We start from the raw sequence: 15,063 nt of genomic DNA on the forward strand, positions 1-15,063 counted from the left end.
TCCGGGCCGGCGAGAGGTGCGGCGCAGTGCGTCTTTGCAAGGTGGTAATGCTATGAACCAACAGCTCTGTCTCCCGGTCCTGCCCGGCTCGCTGCCGCGCCGCCAGACGCGCCAGGCGCGCGTCGTGTGGGGCGATAACGTCGTGACCATCGGCGGCGATGCGCCGGTGCGCGTGCAGTCGATGACCAATACGGACACGGTCGACGCCATCGGCACGGCGATCCAGGTCAAGGACCTGGCGCGCGCGGGTTCGGAAATCGTGCGCATCACGGTGAACACGCCTGAGGCCGCCGCGGCGGTGCCGTCGATCCGCGAGCAGCTCGACCGCATGGGCGTCGACGTGCCGCTGGTGGGCGACTTCCACTACAACGGCCACAAGTTGCTGCAGGACTATCCGGCCTGTGCCGAGGCACTGTCCAAGTACCGCATCAACCCCGGCAACGTGGGGCAGGGCGCCAAGCGCGATACGCAGTTCGCGCAGATGATCGAGATGGCGTGCCGCTACAACAAGCCGGTGCGCATCGGCGTGAACTGGGGCAGCCTGGACCAGGACCTGCTGGCGCGCATCATGGACGAGAACGCGTTGCGCGCCGAGCCCTGGCCCGCGCAGAGCGTGATGATCGAGGCGCTGATCACGTCGGCGATCGATTCGGCGAAAAAGGCCGAAGAGATCGGCCTGGCGGGCAGCCAGATCATCCTGTCGTGCAAGGTATCGCAGGTGCAGGAGCTGATCGCGGTCTACCGCGAGCTGGCGCGCCGTTGCGACTATGCGTTGCACCTGGGCCTGACCGAGGCCGGCATGGGGAGCAAGGGCATCGTCGCCTCCACTGCGGCGCTGTCGGTGCTGCTGCAGGAAGGCATCGGCGACACGATCCGCATCTCGCTGACGCCGGAACCCGGCGCGCCGCGCGAGAAGGAAGTGTATGTGGGGCAGGAAATCCTGCAGACCATGGGCCTGCGCAACTTCACCCCGATGGTGATTGCATGCCCGGGATGTGGCCGCACCACCAGCACGGTGTTCCAGGAGCTTGCGGCCAGCATCCAGGCGTACCTGCGCGAGCAGATGCCGCATTGGAAAACCGCCTATCCGGGCGTCGAGGAAATGGATGTGGCCGTGATGGGCTGCATCGTCAACGGCCCGGGCGAGAGCAAGCACGCCAATATCGGCATTTCGCTGCCGGGCTCGGGCGAGTCGCCCGCCGCGCCGGTGTTCGTCGACGGCGTCAAGGTGAAGACGCTGCGCGGCGAGCGTATTGCCGAGGAATTCCAGGCGATCGTGGACGAGTACGTTCGCACGCATTACGGCCCGGGCGCTGCACGGGCCAATAGAGAAGTGGCAGCCTGAGCCGCACCGGCCAGGCCCGAGAAGCTGACAAGAACAGAATGACGCAATCCGATAACGCAGCCGCCGCCGGCGCTGCCAAGACTGAACCGAAGGCCGAACTGAAGGCCGAGCAGAAGGTGAAGCCCGCCAAGGCCCTGCAGGGCGTGAAGGGCATGAATGACATGCTGCCGGCCGACGCACCGCTGTGGGAGCATTTCGAGAATGCCGCGCGCGCCATGCTGCGCGCCTACGGCTACCAGCAGCTGCGCACGCCGATCGTCGAGCACACGCAGCTGTTCGTGCGTGGCATTGGCGAGGTGACCGACATCGTTGAGAAGGAGATGTACTCCTTCACCGATGCGCTCAACGGCGAGCAACTGACGCTGCGTCCCGAAGGCACCGCCGCCGCCGTGCGCGCGACCATCGAGCACAACCTGCTGTACGACGGCCCCAAGCGCCTGTGGTACACCGGCCCGATGTTCCGCCACGAGCGCCCGCAGCGCGGCCGCTATCGCCAGTTTCACCAGCTGGGCGCCGAGGCGCTCGGCTTCGCCGGTCCGGACGTCGACGCCGAGATCATCCTGATGTGCCAGCGCCTGTGGGACGACCTGGGCCTGACCGGCGTGCGACTGGAAATCAACTCGCTGGGGCAGGCCAATGAGCGTGCCGCCCACCGCGAAGAGCTGATCAAGTACCTGGAGGGCTTCCAGGACATCCTGGACGAGGACAGCAAGCGCCGCCTGTACACCAACCCGCTGCGCGTGCTGGACACCAAGAACCCGGCGCTGCAGGAAATGGCCGCCAACGCGCCCAAGCTGATCGACTTCCTGGGCGAAGAGTCGCTGGCCCACTTCGAGGGCGTGCAGCGCCTGCTCAAGGCCAACAACATTCCGTTCAAGATCAATCCGCGCCTGGTGCGCGGGCTGGACTACTACAACCTGACGGTGTTCGAGTGGATCACCGACAAGCTCGGCGCGCAGGGCACCATCGCCGGCGGTGGCCGCTATGACCCGCTGATCGCGCAGATGGGCGGCAAGCCGGCACCGGCTTGCGGCTGGGCCATGGGCGTCGAGCGCATCATCGAGCTGATCCGCGAAGAGGGCGTGGTGCCCGACGCCGTGGGTTGCGATGTCTACCTTGTGCATCAGGGCGAAGCCGCCGCGCAGCAGGCCATGATTGCGGCCGAGCGGCTGCGCGATGCCGGCCTGGACGTGGTGCTGCACGCCAGCGCCGACGGCAAGGGCGGCAGCTTCAAGTCGCAGATGAAACGCGCCGACACAAGCGGCGCAGCCTATGCCGTTATCATTGGCGACGACGAAGTGGCCGCTGGCGTGGTCCAGGTCAAGGAACTTCGCCAGCGCGATCAGGCCGAAGGCGGTGGGCAACAGGCCACGGTGCAGGCCGAGGGACTGGTCGACTACCTGATCGACGCCATGGTCGGCGCCAGCGAGTAAGCGCGGAATAGCGCGGAATATGCGCGCATCGGCCCCACCGTCATCCAAGACGCCCGTATCCAACCAACGCAGGTGATTGCCTCGACATGGCTTACGATCTAGAAGAACAGGAACAGCTTGAAAATCTGAAGGCCTGGTGGCGCCAGTACGGCAATGCGCTGACCTGGGTGCTCATCGCCGCGCTGCTGGCGTTTGCCGGCTGGAACGGCTGGAAGTACTGGGAGCGCAAGCAGGCCGGCGAGGCCGCGGTGCTGTACGAGCAGGTGCTCAAGGCCGCCGAGGCGCGTGACGTCGAACGCGTCAAGCGCGCCGCGACCGACCTGGAAAACAAGTTCGGGCGTACCGCCTATGGCCAGATGAGCGCGCTGGTCGCCGGCCGCGTGCTGTACGACGCGGGCGACCTGGCCGCGGCCAAGACTCAGCTGCAGTGGGCCGTCGACCACGGCGACGAAGAATACGCGCATCTGGCGCGGGTGCGCCTGGCCGGCGTGCTGCTCGACGAAAAGGCCTATGACCAGGGCCTGGCGCTGCTGAAGGACGAACCGCCGGCAGCGTTCGCGTCGCTGTATGCCGACCGCCGCGGCGACCTGCTCGCCGCGCAGGACAAGCGCGACGACGCGCGCGCGGCTTATCGCAAGGCGCTGGACAAGCTGGGCGGGACCGAGCCGGCCACGCGCCAGATCATCCAGTTCAAGCTCGATGCGCTAGGCGCGGCCTGATGCGGCCGCACGCGCTTTGTGGCATCACGCAAAACCAGGATCGTAACCTTATGACGTCAGTGCTTTCCCGTGCCATACATCGCCAGCCCGCCCGCACCGTGACCCGTGCGCTGGTGGCGGCTGCCTGCCTGGCCGCGCTGGGCGGCTGCTCGCTGTTCAGCAAGGAAAACAAGCACCCGCCCGCCGAACTCAAGCCGGTTTCGGCCACGTTGACGGTGCGCCAGGCGTGGAAGGCCGATGTGGGCAAGAGCGGCCCGTATTCGATGCAGCCCGCCGCGGCGGGCAACAATGTCTTCGTGTCGTCCAACAACGGCAACGTGATGGCGCTGGAAGGCGCCTCCGGGCGCGTGCTGTGGAAGGCCAAGACCGACCTGGACCTGACCTCCGGCCCGGGCAGCGATGGCTCGGTGACCGCGGTCGCCGGCGAGAAGGGCGCGATCTACGCCTTTGACGCCAGCGGCAAGCAGATCTGGAAGAAGCAGGTCAACGGCGAGGTGCTGTCCGCGCCGCTGGTCGGCAACGGCCTGGTGGTGGTGCGCACCACTGACACGCGCGTGTTCGGCCTCGACGCCGGAACCGGCGAGCGCCGCTGGATCTACCAGCGCTCGCAGACGCCGCTCAACCTGCGTGCCGCGATGGGCATGGTGTTCGCCGGTGACGGCATCGTGATGGGTTTCCCCGGCGGCAAGCTGGGCGTGCTGACGCCGGGCAACGGCGTGCTGCGTTGGGAAAGCACGATCTCCTATCCCAAGGGCGTGTCCGAGATCGAGCGCCTGAACGATGTCACCGGCCAGCCGATGATCAGCGGCCGCCAGGTCTGCGCCACCACCTTCCAGGGGCGCGTGGCCTGCCTCGAGCTGGCCACCGGCCAGCCGCAGTGGGGCAAGGATTTCTCCTCGCCGAGCGGTCCCGCGCAGGATGACAATGCGATCTATGCCAGCGACGAGCAGTCGGTCGTGCATGCCTTTGACCGCCAGAACGGCGCCGAGCGCTGGAAGAACGACCAGATGCGCAACCGCCGCCTGGGTGCGCCGCTGGCACTGGGTCGCTCGGTGGTGATGGGCGACTTCGAAGGCTATGTCCACTTCCTGTCGCGCGAGGACGGCCAGGTCGTCGCCCGCATGAAGACCGATGGCAGCGCCATCACCGCCGCGCCGGTGGTGGCGGGGCAGACGCTGGTGATACAGACCCGCGACGGCGACGTCTTCGGGTTCCAGCCGGGCTGACCAGCAAGCAGTGCGCGCTGCCGTACACCTGTCGGTACGGTGCGCGCCGAATCCGGTAGCATGATCCCTGGTCGTGCGGCAAATTGCGCAGCGGGTTGCTGACCGGCGCCGCGCCCCGACAGGACAAGCGGCATGGCGCACCCAGCGGGTGCGCGTGCTGTCGGATCCATTGACTCCGGAGTAACCGGGGGACGGCAGGTGCCGGCCCCCGTTTCCGTTTATTGCATGAAACCAGTTATCGCACTTGTCGGCCGTCCCAATGTGGGGAAGTCGACGCTATTCAACCGCATGACCCGGTCGCGCGACGCGCTCGTCGCCGACCTGCCGGGCCTGACGCGCGACCGCCACTATGGCGAGGGCCGCGTCGGCGAGCGTCCGTTCATTGCCATCGATACCGGCGGCTTCGAGCCGGTGGTCAAGGAAGGCATCGTCGCCGAAATGGCCAAGCAGACCAAGCAGGCGGTGGTCGAGGCCGACGTGGTGATCTTCATCGTCGACGGCCGCCTGGGCCTGGCGCCGCAAGACCGCGCGATTGCCGACTACCTGCGCAAGACCGGCCGGCGCATCATGCTGGCGGTCAACAAGGCCGAGGGCATGAAGTACACCTCGGTCGCCGCGGATTTCTACGAACTCGGCATGGGCGATCCGTACGCGATCTCCGCTGCCCACGGCGATGGCGTGCGCGAACTGGTCGACGAGGCGATCGAGCTGGCCGTGCAGGAGCGCCCGGAACTGGCCGCGGAAGAGCCCGCTGACGGCAGGGGTGTCAAGATCGCCATCGTCGGGCGCCCCAATGTGGGGAAATCCACGCTGGTCAACACGCTGATCGGTGAAGAGCGTGTGATCGCGTTCGACATGCCGGGCACGACCCGCGACGCCATCTACGTGGAATTCGAACGCGGCGGCAAGCCTTATACGCTCATCGACACGGCGGGCCTGCGCCGGCGCGGCAAGGTGTTCGAGGCGATTGAAAAATTTTCAGTGGTCAAGACGCTGCAATCGATCGCCGATGCCAACGTCGTGATTCTGCTGCTGGATGCGCAACAGGACATTTCCGACCAGGACGCGCATATCGCCGGCTTTATCGTTGAATCCGGACGCGCGCTGGTGGTCGGCGTCAATAAATGGGACGGGCTGGATGGCCATACCCGCGACCGCATCAAGCACGACCTCGAGCGCAAGCTGCAATTCCTGAGTTTCGCGAATTTCCACTTTGTGTCGGCGCGCGAGCGCACCGGCATCGGCGCGCTGATGCGTTCCGTCGATGACGCCTATGCCGCGGCCATGGTCAAGCTGCCGACGCCGCAGCTGACGCGCGTGCTGCAGGAAGCCGTGGAATTCCAGCAGCCCAAGCGCGTCGGCGCGTCGCGTCCCAAGCTGCGCTATGCGCACCAGGGTGGCTCGAATCCGCCGATCATCGTGATCCATGGCAACGCGCTGTCGGGGGTCGCGGAGACCTATCGGCGCTATCTGGAAAACCGTTTCCGTGCGGCATTCAAGCTCAAGGGCACCCCTCTGCGCATCGAATTCCGTACGAACAAAAACCCGTACGCGGACTCGAAGGATTGAGTCCGGAATCGGATCCTTGGCGGGCCAGTTTTCGTTTGCGTTCGTTTGGAACTGCGGCTAAATTCACGGTAGCAGGGGGGTTCCCTGTGCATTGACGCCGACTTGGTACCGTTTTTGATCTTTTTTCTGGCGCGTTTTTGCGCCGATTGACTTGAACCGGGGAGTTCCATCCCCATCATTCACCACTAAACCTATAAATTTGGAGTGTGCCATGAGCAACAAAGGGCAACTGCTACAAGACCCGTTCCTGAACGCGCTGCGCAAAGAGCACGTGCCGGTGTCCATCTACCTCGTCAATGGCATCAAGCTGCAAGGCAATATCGAATCGTTCGATCAGTACGTCGTGCTGCTGCGTAACACCGTGACGCAGATGGTCTACAAGCATGCGATTTCCACCGTCGTTCCGGCGCGCGCGGTCAACTTCCGCGTGGATGATTCCTCCGAGAACTGATCTGCCTCGCGGCCGCGCAAAGCTGCGGCCGCCGACCCAAGGCATCGGCCTGGCAGCCCGCAGGGTTGCACCGATGCCCGGTACCGGTGCGCCAGCGCGGCCGGTGCCTGCCGGATTGGCGGCGCACCTCGCCGCCGCGGCCTTCCGCCCGGTGCGGGTAGCCATTCCGGCTGGGGCCAGGGCAGGACGGGACTTCCGTCGGTCATCCCCTGAAACCATCGGAAAGCGTTCCACTATTCCTCGCTATTCCTAATTCCCAGCGCATTCGCGCCATCCCTTGGATCCCAGAGCTACTTCCAATACTGCCCCGTCGCGCGCCATTCTCGTCGGCGTCGATTTCGGCAAGCACGACTTCGAGGAAAGCCTCAGCGAACTTGCCTTGCTGACCTCCACTGCCGGCTCGCTGCCGGTGCATACGCTGACGGGCCGCCGCTCGCGGCCGGACCCGGCGCTGTTTATTGGCTCAGGCAAGGCCGAGGAGCTGAAGGAAGCCGCCGACGCGCTCGACGCCGACGTGGTCGTGTTCAACCACGCGCTCAGCCCGGCGCAGCAGCGTAACCTCGAGCGCTTCCTGAACCGCCACGTGATCGACCGCACCGGCCTGATCCTGGACATCTTCGGTCAGCGTGCGCAGAGCCACGTCGGCAAGGTGCAGGTCGAGCTGGCGCAGGTGACGTACCGCGCCTCGCGGCTGGTGCGCGCGTGGAGCCACCTGGAGCGTCAGAAGGGCGGTATTGGCATGCGTGGCGGCCCCGGCGAGCGCCAGCTCGAGCTGGACCGGCGCATGCTGGACGACCGTGCCAAGCGGCTCAGGGCGGACCTGTCGCGGCTGCAGCGCCAGCACAGCACGCAGCGGCGCGCACGCGCGCGCAACGATACGCTCAGCATTTCGCTGGTGGGCTATACCAACGCGGGCAAGTCGACGCTGTTCAATGCGCTGACCAAGGCGCGCGCTTACGCGGCCGACCAGCTCTTCGCCACGCTCGATACCACCTCGCGCCGGCTGTTCCTGGACGGGCTGGGCAACGTGGTGCTGTCGGACACGGTCGGATTCATCCGCGACCTGCCCACGCAGCTGGTGGCGGCGTTCCGTGCCACACTCGAGGAAACGGTCCATGCCGACCTGCTGCTCCATGTGGTCGATGCCTCCAGCCCGGTGCGCCATGAGCAGATCGAACAGGTCAACCGCGTGCTGGCCGAGATCGACGCGTCCGACATCCCGCAGATCGTGGTGATGAACAAGATCGATGCGGCGCCCGAACTGCTGGAGCAGGGCCCGCGCATCGAGCGCGATGAAGATGGCATTCCCACGCGGGTGTTCCTGAGCGCCCGCGAAGGCATCGGCCTGGATGCGCTGCGCGAATCGGTGGTCGAGGTGGCCCAGTGGCTGGCCAGCCGCCCGCCGGAGCCTGCGCCCTATGATCAGCGGCTGGGTGACGCCCATCTGTATGAGGACGGTAGCGACAGCGACGATCTGGCAGGCGATGGCGCCGATGGCGCCCAGTCGGGGGTAAGGTCCTGAGCCGGGCCAGCGCGGCTTTTCGCGCGGCCTGGATGCCGCAGCGGTGCTTCGGCGGCCCGGTTTGGCGTGCCTTTCCACGGATTGGTCGCGATTTGGGCAAATGTGGCGCAGATGACTGCTAGAATCCCCCTGTTACAAACTTCCCCGGACCCGTGCACTTCATGCCCCAGTTTCCCCGGAATGCTGATTCGAGCCTGATACCAGGCAGCCGTTTCGCGCCACGCGCGGGCTGGCAGCGCCTGCGCGCCATCTTCTCGCTGAACGATCCGCGCTGGGGTCGCAATGGTGACGACGACGAGAAGAAGGACGGCCGCGACGACAACCGCCAGCAGAACCAGCGCCCGCAGCAGGATGGCGGCCCGCCGGACCTGGACGAACTGTGGCGCGACTTCAACCGCCGCCTGAATGGCCTGCTCGGCCGCAAGGAAAACGGCGGTGGCGGCAACCAGGGCTTCGGCGGCCCGCGCACCCCGGGCAAGAGCTCGGGCGTGGGCGTCGGTGTGATCGTGGCCGCGGTGGTCGGCATCTGGCTGGCCAGCGGCTTCTTCATGGTGCAGGAAGGCCAGACCGCCGTGATCCTGCAATTCGGCAAGTTCAAGTATTCGGCCGGTCCCGGCATCAACTGGCGGCTGCCCTGGCCGGTCCAGTCGGCCGAGGTTGTCAATCTGTCGGCGGTGCGCTCGGTCGAAGTGGGCCGCTCCACGTCGATCAAGGACAGCAACCTGAAAGACTCGTCGATGCTGACGCAGGACGAGAACATCATCGACGTGCGCTTCACCGTGCAGTACGTCATCCAGGACGCTACCGAGTTCCTGTTCTTCAACAAGACCGACCGCGGCGGCGACGAGGAACTGGTGACCCAGGCCGCCGAGACCTCGGTGCGCGAGATCGTCGGCCGCAACAAGATGGATGCGGTGCTGTACGAGAACCGCGAGCAGATCGCGCAGAGCCTGGCCAAGTCGATCCAGGCCATCCTGTCGGCCTACAAGACCGGCATCCGCGTGCTGTCGGTCAACGTGCAGAGCGTGCAGCCGCCCGAGCAGGTGCAGGCGGCATTCGATGACGTCAACAAGGCCAGCCAGGACCGCGAGCGCGCGATCAGCGAAGGCCAGGCCTATGCCAATGACATCATCCCCCGCGCCAAGGGTACCGCGGCGCGCCTGAAGGAGGAGGCCGAGGCCTACCGCTCCCGCGTGGTGGCGCAGGCCGAGGGCGATGCCTCGCGCTTCCGCTCGGTCCAGGCGGAGTATGCCAAGGCGCCGCAGGTGACGCGCGACCGGATCTATCTCGAAACCATGCAGCAGATCTACAGCAATTCGACCAAGGTGCTGGTGGACGCGCGCCAGGGCAACAACCTTCTCTACCTGCCGCTGGACAAGCTGATGGCGCAAGGCGGCGATGGCCGTGCGGCCACCCCGGGTCAGCCGGGTGCCGGCGGCACGCCGGCACCGGCTCCCGAGACTTCGCCGGATACCCGGTCGCGCGAATCGCTGCGCAACCGTGACCGCGACTCGCGCTGAGGAGACGCGTCATGAACCGACTGATTTCCTTCTCGATTGGCTTTTTCATCCTGCTGGCCGTGGTGTCGTCGATGCTGTTCGTGGTCGACCAGCGCCAGTACGCGGTGGTGTTCGCCTTCGGCGAGATCAAGCAGGTGGTGCGTGAGCCCGGCCTGCATTTCAAGCTGCCGCCGCCGTTCCAGAATGTGGTCTTCATGGACCGCCGCCTGCAGACCATCGACGTGGCCGCCAACGAGCGCTTCCTGACCGCCGAGAAAAAGAGCATGGTGGTGGACTGGTTCGTCAAATGGCGCATTACTGATCCGCGCAAGTTCTTCGTCGCCTTTGGCGGCAACATGCGTGGCGCCCAGGACCGCATGACCCAGCGTATCGACGCCGTGGCGCGCGAGGAGTTCGGCAGGCGCACCGTGGCCGACGTGGTCGCGGGCGAGCGCGAACAGGTGATGCAGGCTATCCGCAACGGCATGGTCGAATACGCCAAGTCGGTGGGCGTCGAGATCCTGGACGTGCGCCTGAAGCGCGTCGACCTGCTGCCCGCGATCAGCGAATCGGTGTACCGGCGCATGGAGGCCGAGCGCAAGCGCGTGGCCAACGAGCTGCGCTCCACCGGTGCCGCCGAGGGCGAAAAGATCCGCGCCGACGCCGACCGCCAGCGCGAAGTGGTGCTGGCCGAGGCCTATCGCGATGCCCAGGTGATCAAGGGCAATGGCGATGCCAAGGCGTCGCAGATCTACGGCGATGCCTTTGGCCGCGACCCGCAGTTCGCGCAGTTCTGGCGCAGCATGGAAGCGTATCGCAACACCTTCCGCGACAAGCGCGACGTGCTGGTGCTGGAGCCAAATTCCGACTTCTTCCGCTACATGCGTTCCAGCGGCGGTGCCGCGGCGGCCGCGTCCGGCGGATCCGGAGGCAAGCGCTAGAACGTCCGCTTGTCCGTGCGGCGAATTGACGAAACCCCGGCTTGCCGGGGTTTTGTCCGGCTGGAGCCATCATTGCCGAGTGATGGACCGGGCGCGCCGGGAGGCAAGACCGCGGCAACAATGTGCCGGGCGCGGCCCGGCACCGCGGGCGCCGAGCCCGCGGGGTAACCGAATGACCGAAAAGAGATTCACCATGTCCAACCATTGGCTGCTGCCAGAAAACATTGCCGACGTGCTGCCGTCGGAAGCGCGCAAGATCGAAGAACTGCGCCGCCGCATGCTGGACCTGTTCCGCACCTACGGCTACGAGCTGGTGATGCCGCCGATGCTGGAGTACCTGGAGTCGCTGCTGACCGGTACCGGTCATGACCTGGACCTGCGCACGCTCAAGCTGGTGGACCAGCTGTCGGGCCGCACCATGGGCCTGCGTGCCGATATCACGCCGCAGGTGGCGCGCATCGACGCCCACCTGCTGAACAGGCCCGGCGTGACGCGCCTGTGCTATGCCGGCAACGTGCTGCACGCGCGCCCGGCGGGCTTCCATGCCACGCGCGAGCCGATCCAGATCGGCGCCGAGATCTACGGCCACGCCGGCCTCGAAGCCGACGTCGAGATCCAGGAGCTGATGCTGGCCGCGCTGCAGGCGGCGGGCCTGTCGGAGATCCGCATCGACCTGTGCCACGCCGGCATCCTGGAGGCGCTGCTGGCCGGATTGCCGTCGATCCGCAAGACCGAGGACGCGCTCTTTGCCGCGCTCGAGACCAAGGACGTGCCCGCGCTGCGCGAGCTGACCGCGGGCATGCCGCAGACCGAACGCGATGCGCTGCTGGCGCTGCCAACGCTGTACGGCGGCGTGGAAGTGCTGGACCGCGCCCGCGCCACGCTGCCGGCGAGCCCGGCGATCGGCCGCGCGCTGGACGAACTCGCAGCGCTGGCGGTGCAGGTGCGTGGCGCCAGCGTCAATATCGACCTGTCGGACCTGCGCGGTTACCACTATCACAGCGGTGTGATGTTCGCGGCCTACGTGGCGGGCCTGCCCAACTACGTGGCCCGTGGCGGGCGCTATGACAAGGTGGGCGAAGCCTTCGGCCGCGCCCGCCCGGCGACGGGTTTCTCCCTCGACCTGCGCGAAGTGGCGTCGCTGTCACCGGTGGAAGTGCGCGCCCAGGCGATATTCGCACCCTGGGATGCGGACCCGGCACTGCGGGCGGCGATTTCCGCGCTGCGTGCCGCCGGCGAGATCGTGATCCAGTCGTTGCCCGGCCATACCCACGAGCTCGACGAATTCAACTGCGATCGCCAGCTGGTGCGCCAGGATTCCAGCTGGGCCGTGGTGCCGCGCTGACGCAGGGCGAGCAATCCCGGCCAAAAATCGGGAATCGCCCTGCAACAAGAGTAGAATACGTTTTTAACCTATTGACCAAAGCAATATGTCCGCATCCGCAGTAGGCCAGGGACGCAATGTCGTCGTGATCGGCACCCAGTGGGGTGACGAAGGCAAAGGAAAAATCGTCGATTGGCTTACCGACCATGCAAAGGGCGTGGTGCGGTTCCAGGGAGGCCACAACGCCGGCCACACCCTGATCATCGGCGGCAAGAAGACCATTCTCCGCCTGATCCCGTCGGGCATCATGCGCGAAGGCACGATCTGCTACATCGGCAACGGTGTAGTGCTGTCGCCCGAGGCGCTGTTCCGTGAAATCGAAGAACTCGAAGCCGCCGGCCTGCAGGTGCAGAGCCGCCTGCGCATCTCCGAAGCGGCAACGCTGATCCTGCCGTACCACGTCGCGATCGACAAGGCGCGCGAAGCCCGTCGCGGCGCGGCCAAGATCGGTACCACCGGCCGCGGCATTGGCCCGGCGTATGAAGACAAGGTTGCCCGCCGCGCGCTGCGCGTGCAGGACCTGTTCGATCCCGAGCAGTTCGCCGAGCGCCTGCGCGAGAACCTGGACTACCACAACTTCATGCTGACCCAGTACTTGGGCGCCGAAGCCGTGGACTTCCAGCAGACGCTGGACGACGCGCTGGCCTTCGCGCCGCGCCTGGCCCCGATGGTGGCCGACGTTTCGGCCGAGCTGTACGCGGTCAATGCCGCCGGTGGCAACCTGATGTTCGAAGGCGCGCAAGGCACGCTGCTCGACGTCGACCACGGCACCTATCCGTTCGTGACCTCGAGCAACTGCGTGGCCGGTGCGGCCGCCGCGGGCGCCGGCGTCGGCCCGGGCCGCCTGAACTATATCCTGGGCATCACTAAGGCCTACTGCACGCGCGTGGGCTCGGGCCCGTTCCCGAGCGAGCTGTACGACAACGACAACCCGCAGCGCCAGGACCAGGTCGGCGTGCGCCTGGCCAACGTCGGCAAGGAATTCGGTTCCGTCACCGGCCGTCCGCGCCGCACCGGCTGGCTGGATGCCGCCGCGCTCAAGCGCTCGGTGCAGATCAACGGCGTGTCGGGCCTGTGCCTGACCAAGCTGGACGTGCTCGATGGCCTGGACAGCATCAAGCTGTGCGTCGGCTACATGCTCGACGGCCAGACCGTCGACATCCTGCCGCGCGGCTCTGACGCCGTGGCGCGCTGCGAGCCGGTCTATGAAGAGTTCCCGGGCTGGAACGAGTCGACCTTCGGTGTGAAGTCGTGGGACGCGCTGCCCGAGGCGGCCCGCGTCTACCTGAAGCGCGTGGAAGAAGTGGTCGGTATCCCGATCGACATGATCTCGACCGGTCCGGACCGCGACGAGACCATCCTGCTGCGTCACCCGTACAAGGCCTGACCTGGCAACCACCGGAAGCACGACGTAGTGCCGCGGCGCCACGAACGCCGCGGCCTGCAACAGATCATCGGCCCGCGCAAGCGGGCCGAGCCTTATTGGCGATCCGGGCCAACCGGCCACGAAGATATCTAGAGCAAAACGATGAACCTGCCAACCAACGATGAAGAGAACCTGTGGGTCTCGTGGGACGAATACCACCGCCTGATCGCACGCCTGTCGCTGAACGTGCATGAGTCGGGCTGGAAGTTCGACAAGATCCTGTGCCTGGCGCGCGGCGGCCTGCGCGTGGGCGACCAGATGTCGCGCATCTTCGACGTGCCCCTGGCGATCCTGGCCACCAGCAGCTATCGCGAAGCCGCCGGCACGCAGCAGGGCGACCTGGACATCGCGCAGTACATCACCATGACGCGCGGCGAGCTGTCGGGCAAGATCCTGCTGGTCGACGACCTGGTCGATTCGGGCATCACGCTGGAACGCGTGGGCCGCCACCTGAAGGAACGCTATCCGGCGGTGACCGAGGTGCGCTCGGCGGTGCTGTGGTACAAGGCCTGCTCGAAGATCGAGCCGGATTATCACGTGACTTTCCTGCCGTCGAACCCCTGGATCCACCAGCCGTTCGAAGAGTACGACACGCTGCGCCCGCACAACCTGGGCGCGTGGCTCAAGCGCGGCAAGCGCGCCAGCCTGCTCGACGACGACGCGAGCGCCTGAGCGCGGCTCGCCGCACCTGTGCCGGCGTCGCCCGCCGCGCGGCACGGGCACGGATGGCGTCAATAGCCGACCGTGTAACGCTGGCGCGAATGCGCCGGCTTTTCGATCTCGTCGAGCATCGCAATCGCGTAGTCCTCCATCGCCAGTTCTTGCCCGCGGCATCGCTCAGCAGGGCTTCCTCGCCGATACGGAAGTTGCCGGTGCGCTCGCCCGGCTCGAACAGCGCCGACGGCGACAGGAAGGTCCAGTCGATCTGTTGCTCGCCATGCAGCGCATTGAGGAAATCGCGGCCCGCCAGGGCTTCGGTCTGGTACGCCTGGGGAAAGGTCGGCGTATCCACCAGTTGCACATCCGGTGCGACATGGAGGCTGCCCGCGCCGCCCACCACCAACAGGCGAGGCACGCCGGCCTGGCGCACCGCCGAGGTGACCTGATGCGCGTTCAGTTGCGCGAAGCGTGCCATGCTGATGACGACGTCACGATGGCAGGGACGGGGACGCGATATGGTGGTCGTCGGAATGCCGGAATCGCCACTGAAGCTGTTACACTCCTCGACATTGCCGGGCCGATGTGGTTTGGTTGCCGCGCAAGGCATTGCGCGCGGTTTCAGGGACGGGAAAAACCCCGTACGCTCACGTATGACACCGCGGCGGATTGCCGCCAAGCAAGGAGTGGAAGTTGCCGGATCTGGTACGCCAACAATGCGCCGAAAACAAAAAACCCGCAGGGCTCGAAAGCGCTGCGGGTTTCCCGGTGATCTGGTGCCCAGGAGAGGACTCGAACCTCCACAGTGTTGCCACCGCTAGGACCTGAACCTAGTGCGTCTACCAATTCCGCCACCTGGGCAGGTGTCGAAACAACCGAAGCGCTCATTAT

The 15,063-nt window shown here is 66.2% G+C and carries 12 protein-coding genes, 1 tRNA gene and 1 pseudogene; 12 read left to right on the plus strand and 2 right to left on the minus strand.

The genetic code is table 11. The features are described from left to right. The first annotated feature begins 52 nt into the window (after positions 1 to 52). The 12 genes from ispG (at position 53) to K309_RS0109215 (ending at position 14,187) form a co-directional block, all read left to right on the plus strand. Complete coding sequence (gene ispG / locus K309_RS0109160) at positions 53 to 1,345, plus strand: flavodoxin-dependent (E)-4-hydroxy-3-methylbut-2-enyl-diphosphate synthase (RefSeq protein ID WP_029046146.1); 1,293 nt, start codon at positions 53 to 55, stop codon at positions 1,343 to 1,345. A 38-nt stretch (positions 1,346 to 1,383) separates the two neighbouring features. Continuing rightward, a complete protein-coding gene (gene hisS, locus K309_RS0109165) occupies positions 1,384 to 2,778 on the plus strand; it encodes a histidine--tRNA ligase (protein ID WP_029046147.1) in 1,395 nt (464 codons plus the stop codon). Positions 2,779 to 2,864: 86 nt separating this feature from the next. Beyond that, positions 2,865 to 3,497 carry a YfgM family protein gene (locus K309_RS0109170; RefSeq protein ID WP_029046148.1) on the plus strand — a complete coding sequence of 211 codons (633 nt, stop codon included), beginning with the start codon at positions 2,865 to 2,867 and terminating at the stop codon, positions 3,495 to 3,497. A gap of 50 nt (positions 3,498 to 3,547) precedes the next feature. Further along, positions 3,548 to 4,723, plus strand: a complete 1,176-nt coding sequence (gene bamB, locus K309_RS0109175; RefSeq protein WP_029046149.1) for an outer membrane protein assembly factor BamB — start codon at positions 3,548 to 3,550, stop codon at positions 4,721 to 4,723. Positions 4,724 to 4,948: 225 nt separating this feature from the next. Further along, positions 4,949 to 6,292: a ribosome biogenesis GTPase Der gene (gene der / locus K309_RS0109180; RefSeq protein ID WP_029046150.1), complete on the plus strand. Its 1,344-nt coding sequence runs from the start codon at positions 4,949 to 4,951 to the stop codon at positions 6,290 to 6,292. Positions 6,293 to 6,503: 211 nt separating this feature from the next. Next, the gene (hfq, locus tag K309_RS0109185; protein ID WP_029046151.1) at positions 6,504 to 6,743 is read left to right on the plus strand and encodes an RNA chaperone Hfq; all 240 of its coding nucleotides are present in this window, start codon (positions 6,504 to 6,506) and stop codon (positions 6,741 to 6,743) included. Positions 6,744 to 7,020: 277 nt separating this feature from the next. Beyond that, positions 7,021 to 8,265 (plus strand): GTPase HflX, encoded by a 1,245-nt coding sequence (gene hflX / locus K309_RS36210; RefSeq protein WP_035877109.1) that lies wholly within the window; start codon positions 7,021 to 7,023, stop codon positions 8,263 to 8,265. Between the two features lie 161 nt (positions 8,266 to 8,426). Beyond that, complete coding sequence (gene hflK / locus K309_RS0109195) at positions 8,427 to 9,785, plus strand: FtsH protease activity modulator HflK (RefSeq protein ID WP_029046152.1); 1,359 nt, start codon at positions 8,427 to 8,429, stop codon at positions 9,783 to 9,785. Between the two features lie 11 nt (positions 9,786 to 9,796). Continuing rightward, a complete protein-coding gene (gene hflC / locus K309_RS0109200; protein WP_029046153.1) occupies positions 9,797 to 10,705 on the plus strand; it encodes a protease modulator HflC in 909 nt (302 codons plus the stop codon). Positions 10,706 to 10,898: 193 nt separating this feature from the next. Beyond that, positions 10,899 to 12,050 (plus strand): ATP phosphoribosyltransferase regulatory subunit, encoded by a 1,152-nt coding sequence (locus K309_RS0109205; RefSeq protein ID WP_029046154.1) that lies wholly within the window; start codon positions 10,899 to 10,901, stop codon positions 12,048 to 12,050. An 85-nt stretch (positions 12,051 to 12,135) separates the two neighbouring features. Further along, positions 12,136 to 13,476, plus strand: coding sequence for an adenylosuccinate synthase (locus K309_RS0109210; RefSeq protein WP_029046155.1), 1,341 nt, complete (start codon positions 12,136 to 12,138; stop codon positions 13,474 to 13,476). 141 nt (positions 13,477 to 13,617) lie between these two features. Beyond that, a complete protein-coding gene (locus tag K309_RS0109215) occupies positions 13,618 to 14,187 on the plus strand; it encodes a phosphoribosyltransferase (protein ID WP_029046156.1) in 570 nt (189 codons plus the stop codon). Positions 14,188 to 14,246: 59 nt separating this feature from the next. Here the strand turns inward: K309_RS0109215 and K309_RS36215 are convergent. Both K309_RS36215 and K309_RS0109230 read right to left on the minus strand, forming a co-directional pair. Next, positions 14,247 to 14,665 (minus strand): annotated as a pseudogene (locus K309_RS36215) (NAD(P)-dependent oxidoreductase); the annotation flags it as partial. A gap of 281 nt (positions 14,666 to 14,946) precedes the next feature. Then, a tRNA-Leu gene (locus K309_RS0109230) sits at positions 14,947 to 15,033 on the minus strand. Between the last annotated feature and the right edge of the window lie 30 nt (positions 15,034 to 15,063).

The sequence above is a fragment of the Cupriavidus phytohabitans genome (assembly GCF_000426345.1).
In the GTDB taxonomy this organism is placed as follows: domain Bacteria; phylum Pseudomonadota; class Gammaproteobacteria; order Burkholderiales; family Burkholderiaceae; genus Cupriavidus.

Bases quoted from the DNA above. Each gene is read 5' to 3' on its own strand.
- K309_RS0109215 (WP_029046156.1), top strand. From the start codon at position 13,618: ATGAACCTGCCAACCAACGATGAAGAGAACCTGTGGGTCTCGTGGGAC.
- K309_RS0109210 (WP_029046155.1), top strand. From the start codon at position 12,136: ATGTCCGCATCCGCAGTAGGCCAGGGACGCAATGTCGTCGTGATCGGC.
- K309_RS0109205 (WP_029046154.1), top strand. From the start codon at position 10,899: ATGTCCAACCATTGGCTGCTGCCAGAAAACATTGCCGACGTGCTGCCG.
- hfq (WP_029046151.1), top strand. From the start codon at position 6,504: ATGAGCAACAAAGGGCAACTGCTACAAGACCCGTTCCTGAACGCGCTG.
- der (WP_029046150.1), top strand. From the start codon at position 4,949: ATGAAACCAGTTATCGCACTTGTCGGCCGTCCCAATGTGGGGAAGTCG.
- ispG (WP_029046146.1), top strand. From the start codon at position 53: ATGAACCAACAGCTCTGTCTCCCGGTCCTGCCCGGCTCGCTGCCGCGC.
- hflC (WP_029046153.1), top strand. From the start codon at position 9,797: ATGAACCGACTGATTTCCTTCTCGATTGGCTTTTTCATCCTGCTGGCC.
- bamB (WP_029046149.1), top strand. From the start codon at position 3,548: ATGACGTCAGTGCTTTCCCGTGCCATACATCGCCAGCCCGCCCGCACC.
- K309_RS0109170 (WP_029046148.1), top strand. From the start codon at position 2,865: ATGGCTTACGATCTAGAAGAACAGGAACAGCTTGAAAATCTGAAGGCC.
- hflK (WP_029046152.1), top strand. From the start codon at position 8,427: ATGCCCCAGTTTCCCCGGAATGCTGATTCGAGCCTGATACCAGGCAGC.
- hisS (WP_029046147.1), top strand. From the start codon at position 1,384: ATGACGCAATCCGATAACGCAGCCGCCGCCGGCGCTGCCAAGACTGAA.